Below are 228 nucleotides of genomic sequence, written 5' to 3'. Positions count from 1 at the left end.
GCTGTTTACTCGCGGTTGAGGCTGTTGAGCTGTCGGTCGTGCTGGCATTTCGCTGTCTGCAAGCTGCTGCATAGTCATCACAACTTGCTCAGTATTAACATGGTCACCATTGACAATCGTTATATTTTCAATAATGCCATTGCAGTCGGCCATGGCTTCTAAAACGACTTTTTCAGTCTCAACATCAAATAACACATCGTCTAAATAGACTAGTTGATCTTCATTAAC

Annotated in this window: 1 protein-coding gene; it reads right to left on the bottom strand. The window is 42.5% G+C overall.

The window, feature by feature from the left end; all coding sequences use genetic code 11:
* Positions 1–228 (bottom strand): biotin/lipoyl-containing protein (locus SB765_RS34700; protein ID WP_410933165.1); only part of this gene is annotated, 228 nt, incomplete at both ends.

The sequence above is a fragment of the Pseudomonas sp. SIMBA_067 genome, assembly GCF_046534675.1.
Lineage (GTDB): Bacteria > Pseudomonadota > Gammaproteobacteria > Pseudomonadales > Pseudomonadaceae > Aquipseudomonas > Aquipseudomonas putida.
Note: the sequence above shows the minus strand (reverse complement) of the source record. Positions and strands in the feature narration are given on the sequence as shown.